Source organism: Algibacter miyuki (assembly GCF_030409805.1).
Lineage (GTDB): Bacteria > Bacteroidota > Bacteroidia > Flavobacteriales > Flavobacteriaceae > Algibacter > Algibacter miyuki.
The window spans coordinates 1,130,795-1,139,518 of sequence record NZ_JAUFQP010000007.1; the positions used below are offsets into that span (position 1 = coordinate 1,130,795).

Sequence of the window (8,724 nt, forward strand, 5' to 3'; positions counted from 1 at the left end):
AGACTAATATCAAAAAATAAAAACCCAGACCTTTTTTATTAAAGTGTCTGGGTTTTTATTTTTTGATATTAGTCTGTTAAAACACGTAGTATCATTAAATAGAACTATGCTAATAGAATCGTGTGTGACACCGCCAATCGTCGGTATACTTCTAAGCGTATAAAGTTTACGTAAACCATTTCAACGTAAGGAGAAATTGTATCATCATAATTAAATAAGCTCAAAAAAAAAGCCTCGTAAATCAAATGATTTACGAGGCTTTTAAATATTAATAGGTAAACTATCTTATTTCAAGTTGAATGTTAATCTACCAAAAACATAGCGTCCGTTGTTACCAAATTGCGATACACGACGAGAGTACACAAACTGGTTGCTAGACGTTAAATAACCTGGTAATTCATCTGGATAAACATCTAATAAATTGTTTGCTCCTACAGTTAACCTAAGAGATTCGCTAAAGTTATAACCTACAGTTAAATCGGTTACTACATTAGATCCAATTTCTGGATGACCACCACCTGTTAAGTTTCCGGTATCGAAAACACTACCAAAGAATGCATTTCTTAAGAAGAAATTCCAATCTCCCATTTCTAAGTTATGCGATAGATTCGCTTTAACTCTAGGTACTGCAAGCTCTAAATATATCCTAGAAGCTTCATCAAAATAATTATCCAATAAACCTGCAGCCGTTAGAATATCACTTCCTTTTGTAGCGCCTACTTTTTTAGTTTTTGAATAAGTTGCTGCTAAATTATTAGTTAATCGTCCGTTTCCAATATTTGCTTTATGAGAAATAACAACATCTAAACCTTTAGTTTCTGTATCAATAGCATTTGCAAAAAACGCTGCTTGACCAATACCTAAATTAGTAAAAATATCGGCTAACTGAGAGCCATCATTAGGACTTGAAAAGTTACCTGTGTATGTAATTCTATCATCAATAGCGATATAGTAACCATCAACTGTAAATGTTAGGTTAGCATCTGGTATTTTAGAAGTAAACCCTAAACTCGCATTAAACGATGTTTCTTCTTTTAACTTCGGTATTCCGAATAAAGCTGCTGCTCTAGAGTTATTTGTAAATGTACCCACTTGCTCTGCAATACCTTGATCGTTAAATAAGGTATTCGATTTGCTATAAAATTGTTGATGTAAAGATGGCGCTCTAAACCCTGTACTTAAAGCCCCCCTAATATTGGTGTTCTCACTTAATTTATAACGCATGGCTAATTTACCATTCAATGTGCTTCCAAAATCGCTAAAATCCTCAAAACGCACTGCTCCACTCACTAAAAATGCTTCGGTAATATCTGCTTCAACATCAACATATAATGCCATACTGTTTCTTTTAGTATCTATAGCATTTCCTGGAGTAAACCCTGAAAATACTTGAGAACCTGCATCGGTTTGATTTCCAAAAAAGTCAGTTACTTGTAATGCTGGAGTTCCAGACGCTGCAACAGTTTCAATCTCACCATTAACATCATATTTAGCGTAAGATGATACTTCACCAGCTTCAATAAAGAAATTTTCAACACGATATTCCGCACCAAAAGCAACGTTTAAACCAGACATGATATCTTCGTAAAACTTAGACATATCGAAGTTAACCGTGTTTTGTTGAAAACCATTAAGTCCTGCATCAAATTCCGTTGGAGATGAAGCTTGTAAGTAAAAGTTTGTGGTGTTCGTAATATTATATGCAAAAGTATTTAAACCCCAAGTATGAGATAAATCGATATTCCAATCGTTAATTTTTCCTTGAATACCGAAACCTAAAGATTTATCAATAATATCAGACTCGATATCTGGTAAGAATCCATTAATATAAGATAAGGTATTTCCTCTACCAGAAGCATGCCCAGGCGTTCTATAAAATCCAGAAGCATCACCATGACGGTAAGATAAACCACCAAAAGCATATAATTTAGCCTCGTTTTCATCATCACCTAAAGGGATTTCTAAATTACCCATAAATTGCCCTTGATCTAAAGCAGACTGACCTACGCTCATATTATAATCGTTACGCGTTTGACCTCTAGCCACTAACTCAGCATCAGTAACATCTAAACCAGTTAAAATTCCGGCAGTTTGCGCTCCTGTAACTGTATTATACCCCGATAACTCTTCAATACTTGAAGCACCAGCGATTTGCGATTGTAAACCAGAATCAAAATGACCTACTTGTGAAGCATAGTTTTGAATAGCTCCTAAATCGGTTCTTAAATCAGACAGATTAAAACCATCTTGATACGCTTGCCACTCTATAGAATTGTAAGCATGAAAAATATCTCCAGTAGTTGCACGTGCACGAGAAGTTCTTTGACGTGTTGTTAAAGACCCCGTCATGTTAATAAAACCTCCTTTATCACCTAATGGAATACCATAGTTTAAATCAATTTGTGTTTTTTCACCATCGATACCACCATCATGATCATTTCCATTTTTAGACATGTTTGCTCCCGTAGTTATGGCAGCTGTAAGTTCATTAACATTATCTTTTAATACAATATTGATAACTCCAGCAATCGCATCAGATCCGTATTGTGCCGCAGCACCATCACGTAATACTTCAATTCTTTTAATAGATGCTGCAGGAATAGCATTTAAATCGGTTCCTACAGAACCACGTCCTGGCGTACCGTTTACATTTACTAAAGACGATGTGTGTCTTCTTTTTCCATTCACTAAAACCAATACTTGATCTGGTCCAAGCCCTCTTAATTGAGCAGGATCAATATGATCCGTCCCATCGGCAACAGTTTGTGTGTTAGATGAAAATGAAGGCGCCACATAGTTCAAAATTTGTGTTACTGAAACTTGAGGACCCGCAGTAGCTAAATCGGCCATATCAATAACATCAACAGGAACAGCCGTGTCTACAGATGTTCTACTTGGATTTCTAGACCCAATTAAAACCACCTCATTCAAAGCAACTCCAGATTGCATCCTTATATTCATTACACTACCCAAAACAGCTTTCTCCTGTGTCTCATAACCCACATAAGAAAACACCAAAATAGCGCCGTTGCTGGCGTTGATAGAATAATTTCCATCAAAATCTGTTGTTGTTCCTGTTGTTGTGCCTTTCACAACAACGGACACACCTGGCAGTGCTCCAGAATCATCTTTTACAACACCCGAAACATCTTGGGCGAATAGCGTTCCTGAAGTTCCCATAAATAATAGAAACATCAAGCATTTAAAGTTTAAAAGTTTACTCATAATAATAAATAATTTTGAATTAGTTAAAGCTAATATATGCATATTATATTGGATATTAAATGCTTAGATGTAAAACAATACACACAAAACATCCTTTCCGATATAAAAACTTACAAATTAAAAAACTGTTTTTGTGTCTTGTTTTTTTAAACAAAAAACCAAACACAACTATAACTCAATGACAATCAATATTCTAAAAAACAAACCACAAAGTATAGCCTTAAAAATAAAACGTATTATTAACGTTTTATTAGTATTTAAGAATTATTTTAAATAGTCTAAAAAAAATGTTAAACTTAAAAAAAAACCCCAAATTTTGGAGAAAAGGCCAAAATTTGGGGTTTATAGAATAAAAAATACGTTTTCTAAAACAAGCGTTATTAACTTTAGAATTTAAAGGCTAAACTCGCATTAATTATAGTACCGTTAAAACCAAATTGATTTACTTCCCAAGCGTATTTAAAACGCCCTCCAAGATCGGTAACCACATCACCTTTAGCATCTAATTCATCTGGATACACATTAAATAAATTATTTACAGAAATGTTCCCCGAAACCTTTTCATTAAACTCATAACCAACGATTAAATCTGTAAGCACCTTACCTGCGAAGGTTTGATCGAACGCAGGATTACTACCATGTTGCCACGTAACCTCGCCAAAATAAGTATTATTTACAATAAAATCCCATTTATTTAAATCGTAATCTAAACCTAATAATACTTTAGATTTTGGTCTTGCCGATGTAATTCTAGCTTGCTCCTTTCTATTGAAAATTTCGTAACCATTTGCTGCAAATATAGCAGGTGTATCAATTGCGCCTTCAATAGTAGTTTCATTAAAATTAGCCGCTAAAGTAGCATTCAAGAGCCCTTTACCTAAATCGATATTAGTATAATTAACCACTAAATCTACTCCTGAAGTACTTGTACTTACAGCATTTACAAAAAACTTCAAACTGGTAATAGAATTAGCTATCAATACACTTTCTACTGGATTTGTTGATCCATCATCGCCATCGAATCCAATTTCACCTGTAAATAAAACACGATCATCCACCTTTACATTATAAAAATCTGCTGAAACAGAAAGGTTAGGTTTAACCTTATAAGTTATACCTGCCGATATGTTTTTAGATGTTTCCGCAGTAAGCTGCGGCACACCTAAATCTTCTCGAATAATTGGGTCTACATTATTAAACGTGCCTTGGTTTGAAATACTACCACCAGAAACCAATGTTTGCACATTACTTAAATATATTTGATGTAACGATGGCGCTCTAAACCCTGTACTATATGATGCCCTCAAAGCCCCTTTATCACCTAAGGAGTAACGCCCACTTACTTTCCATGATACATTGTCTCCAAAATCGCTAAAATCTTCATATCGAATAGCTCCACCAATTAGTAAAGCATCGGTTGGCTCCCATTCTAAATCGCCATAAACACCATAATTATGTCTATCGGCACGCACCGCATTAGCAGGCTGTAAACCTGGGAAAGACTGCGCATTACCATTCCCTGTAGGATTATAGTAGGAAGCAGGATCACCTGCTCTTGCAGAAAAGTTCTCTTTCTTTATTTCTGCTCCAAAAGCAATATTCACTTGCCCTAAACTTCTTGACAAATCTAAATTCGCCAACGAGTTGCTAAACGTATACCCCCAACAGCAAATTCAATTGGACTATTTGCTCCTAAGTCTATATTTAAAGTGTTGTTTACATCGTAATCAATTCTGTTTCTTCCGTATGTTCCACTAAAATCGACATCGAAGTTAAATAATTTCCACTTTACACCAGCCGTTAAGTTGTTATCGACAACATCGGTTTCAAAAGTGGGCTGAAACCCATTATAATCAGAACCCGCTTCGTGTAATAAATTATATGGATCTCCAACCCAGTAAGGCGCTCTGTATAACGCAAAACTTGTGCCTTGTCTAGACGTTACACCTCCAAAAGTATAAAACTCACCTGAATCATTTTTGAAAGGCACTCCTGCGTTAAAAAACAAATCGAGTTTTTTTAACTCGGGTTGCCCAACGTTCATCCCTAATTCAGGATTATTAGCTAACCAATCTCCCCAAGTCTGATCACCAGCATACACTCCAATTAAAGCATCTGTTCCAGGAGCCCCTGGTCTATTGGTTTTTTCTTGTTCGTAATATCCCGCAGTAAAATTTAAATACGCACCATTATCACCAGATAAGCCTGTGTTTAAATCCACACCAAAATTAAAACCATCTCCTTCGGTTGTCATCCCCGATTTTACATTGACCGTAGTATATTCAACGTTCTTTTTTAATACCATATTGATAACACCCGCAATAGCATCAGAGCCATATTGTGCCGAAGCACCATCTCTTAAAACCTCGATACGCTCAATGGCAGCAGCAGGAATACTTTTTAAATCTACACCAACTTCACCTTTTCCTGGCGTATCATTAATATACACTAATGCACTTTGGTTTTTACGCTTTCCATTTACTAAAACCAACGTTCTACTTGGTCCTAAGCCACGTAAATCTGCAGGATCAAAATGCGCTGTAGCATCAGAAACAGCTTGAGTAGACGAGTTAAACGATGGCACTTTATAAGTCAACATTTTATCAATAGTTGGCTGTCCCGTTTTACGCATTTCATCTAAACCTATATTATCAATAGGCACAGGTGAATCTAAAATAGTTCTTGGTTTTGCTCTATTTCCTGTTAAAACAATAGCATCTAAAGCCACTCCCGATTGCATGGTAACATTCATTTTATTTCCTGAAACTGCTTTTTCCTGAGTTTCATAACCCACGTACGAAAACACCAAAACAGCGTTACTATCGGCACTTATGGAGTATTTACCATCGAAATCTGTTGTGGTCCCCGTAGTTGTTCCTTTAACAATTACCGATACACCTGGCAAAGCACCAGATTCGTCACTTACCACACCCGAAACCTCTTGTGCGATTAGCGTTCCCGATGTGCCTATAAATAACAGAAACATCATCCCAAAATGATTTAAAAATTTAGTCATATAATTAGTTTATTTTGAATTAGTTATAGCTAATATATACATATTATCGTTTTTCTTAATAAAAAATTAACATAATATTCCATCTACATATAGCATTTTAACAAAAGATACCGTAACAAACCATATATATTATTGATTTTTAAGCTAAAAAATATCAATATGATAATTGCCAATAATATAAAAATTAAAATCAACCCAAGGTTTCAACACCATCCAGCATCGCTTAAAAACAGCATCAAAAAAAGACTCAAACAGACTCGCCTCTCCCCTCTTCAACAACACATCTAGGCGATTAACTCTAAAAACATCATAACGCAACCCTATTTAATCAATATTTGCGACCGAATAGATTTGTAATTGCATAATTTGGGTTAAATTTGCACCTCAATTTTACAACAATGTACAGAAGTCATAATTGCGGCGAATTAACTGCGGCACACATTAATACAGAAGTAACCCTATCTGGTTGGGTGCAAAAGTCTAGAGATAAAGGTTTTATTGTTTGGGTCGATTTACGCGACCGTTACGGTATCACTCAACTTGTTTTTGATGAAGAGCGTACTAGCAAAGATTTAATAGAACAAGCCCAACATTTGGGACGTGAGTTCGTAATTCAAGTTAAAGGAACGGTTATTGAACGTGCTTCAAAAAACCCGAATATGCCAACGGGAGACATAGAAATTTTAGTTTCCGAGCTTATTATTTTAAACAAATCGATACTACCTCCTTTTACTATTGAAGACAAAACCGATGGAGGCGAAGATATTAGAATGAAATATCGTTATTTAGATATTCGTCGTAACCCGGTAAAAAACAGTTTAATTTTTAGATCTAAAGTATCTCAAGCGGTTAGAAATTATCTTTCTACTGAAGGCTTTATCGAAGTTGAAACACCATATTTAATAAAATCTACTCCTGAAGGCGCACGCGATTTCGTAGTTCCATCACGTATGAATGCTGGTGAATTTTACGCCCTTCCACAATCGCCTCAAACCTTTAAGCAACTGCTTATGGTTGGTGGTATGGATAAATATTTTCAGATTGTAAAATGCTTTAGAGATGAAGATTTACGCGCCGATAGACAACCCGAGTTTACACAAATAGATTGTGAAATGGCATTTGTTGACCAAGAAGATATTTTAAATGTGTTTGAAGGTTTAACCCGTCATTTATTAAAAGAAGTGAATGGTGTTGAAATTGAAAAATTCCCAAGAATGCTTTACGACGATGCAATGCGTTTATACGGAAACGATAAACCAGACATCCGTTTCGGTATGGAATTTGGCGAATTAAACGCGGTAACACAACATAAAGAATTTGGGGTATTCAACAATGCTGAATTAGTTGTTGGTATTGCTGTACCAGGTGGAAATAGCTACACTAGAAAAGAAATTGATAAATTAATAGACTGGGTAAAGCGTCCGCAAGTTGGTGCTTTAGGCATGATTTATTCACGTTGTAATGACGATGGAAGCTTCAAATCTTCCGTAGATAAATTTTACGACCAAGACGATTTAGCCAAATGGGCAGAAATTACAGGCGCCAAAGCAGGCGACTTAGTTTGTGTACTTTCTGGAGATACAAATAAAGTACGCGCACAATTAAGTGCTTTACGTATGGAATTAGCAGAACGCTTAGGATTGAGAGATCCCAAAGTATTTGCTCCACTTTGGGTTATCGATTTCCCTTTACTGGAACTGGATGAAGAAACCGGACATTACCACGCCATGCACCACCCATTTACATCGCCAAAACCGGGACAGATAGAACTTTTAGACTCTAACCCAGGCGAAGTAAAAGCCAATGCTTACGATTTAGTTTTAAACGGTAACGAAATTGGAGGAGGTTCTATTCGTATTCACGATAAAGCCACGCAAGCCATCATGCTGAAACATTTAGGTTTTTCTGAAGAAGAAGCAAAAGCACAGTTTGGATTTCTAATGGATGCCTTTGAATATGGTGCTCCACCACACGGCGGTTTAGCTTTTGGATTAGACCGATTGGTTGCTATTTTAGGCGGACAAGAAACTATTCGAGATTTTATTGCCTTTCCAAAAAACAATTCGGGCCGAGATGTAATGATCGATGCACCCGCCCCAATTGATGATGATCAATTAACAGAGTTAAGCTTAAAACTTAATTTAAAATCATAATATTAAAATCCTGCTTTTGCAGGATTTTTTAGTAAACCAAATACATGAAAAATTTAATCCTTCTTTGCTTACTTTTCGTATCAACAATCGGTTTATCCAAGATATTACGGGTGCTGAATTATTAGAGAAATCTATACAATTTCACGACCCTGATAATAATTGGAAAAACTTTGAAGGCGCATTTTCAGTTACCATGAACATGCCCAACAAACCCGAACGAATAAGTAATATTTCAATAAGTTTACCTAAAGAATATTTTGCTTTACAAACTCAAAAAGACACGAGATACTTGCGGAGTCCGTTGTTAACAAATCAGACTGCACCTTATCT

General features: G+C 35.8%; 5 protein-coding genes. 2 read left to right on the top strand and 3 right to left on the bottom strand.

All coding sequences use genetic code 11. From position 1 onward, the window contains the following. Positions 1-285: 285 nt before the first annotated feature. From QWY92_RS07765 to QWY92_RS07775, 3 genes are all read right to left on the bottom strand, one after another. Positions 286-3,225 carry a TonB-dependent receptor gene (locus QWY92_RS07765; protein WP_290268288.1) on the bottom strand — a complete coding sequence of 980 codons (2,940 nt, stop codon included), beginning with the start codon at positions 3,223-3,225 and terminating at the stop codon, positions 286-288. 386 nt (positions 3,226-3,611) lie between these two features. After that, entirely contained in the window at positions 3,612-4,865 is a 1,254-nt protein-coding gene (locus tag QWY92_RS07770) for a TonB-dependent receptor plug domain-containing protein (protein WP_290269962.1), read from the bottom strand. After that, complete coding sequence (locus QWY92_RS07775; protein ID WP_290269964.1) at positions 4,853-6,241, bottom strand: TonB-dependent receptor; 1,389 nt, start codon at positions 6,239-6,241, stop codon at positions 4,853-4,855. Before QWY92_RS07775 ends, QWY92_RS07770 begins: the two co-directional genes overlap by 13 nt. A 398-nt stretch (positions 6,242-6,639) precedes the next feature. On the opposite strand from QWY92_RS07775, the gene aspS reads away from it, so the two are divergent. Continuing rightward, entirely contained in the window at positions 6,640-8,394 is a 1,755-nt protein-coding gene (gene aspS / locus QWY92_RS07780) for an aspartate--tRNA ligase (RefSeq protein ID WP_290269959.1), read from the top strand. A 16-nt stretch (positions 8,395-8,410) separates the two neighbouring features. After that, a partial coding sequence (locus QWY92_RS07785) for a DUF6503 family protein (protein WP_290269965.1) occupies positions 8,411-8,724 on the top strand: 314 nt, incomplete at its 3' end.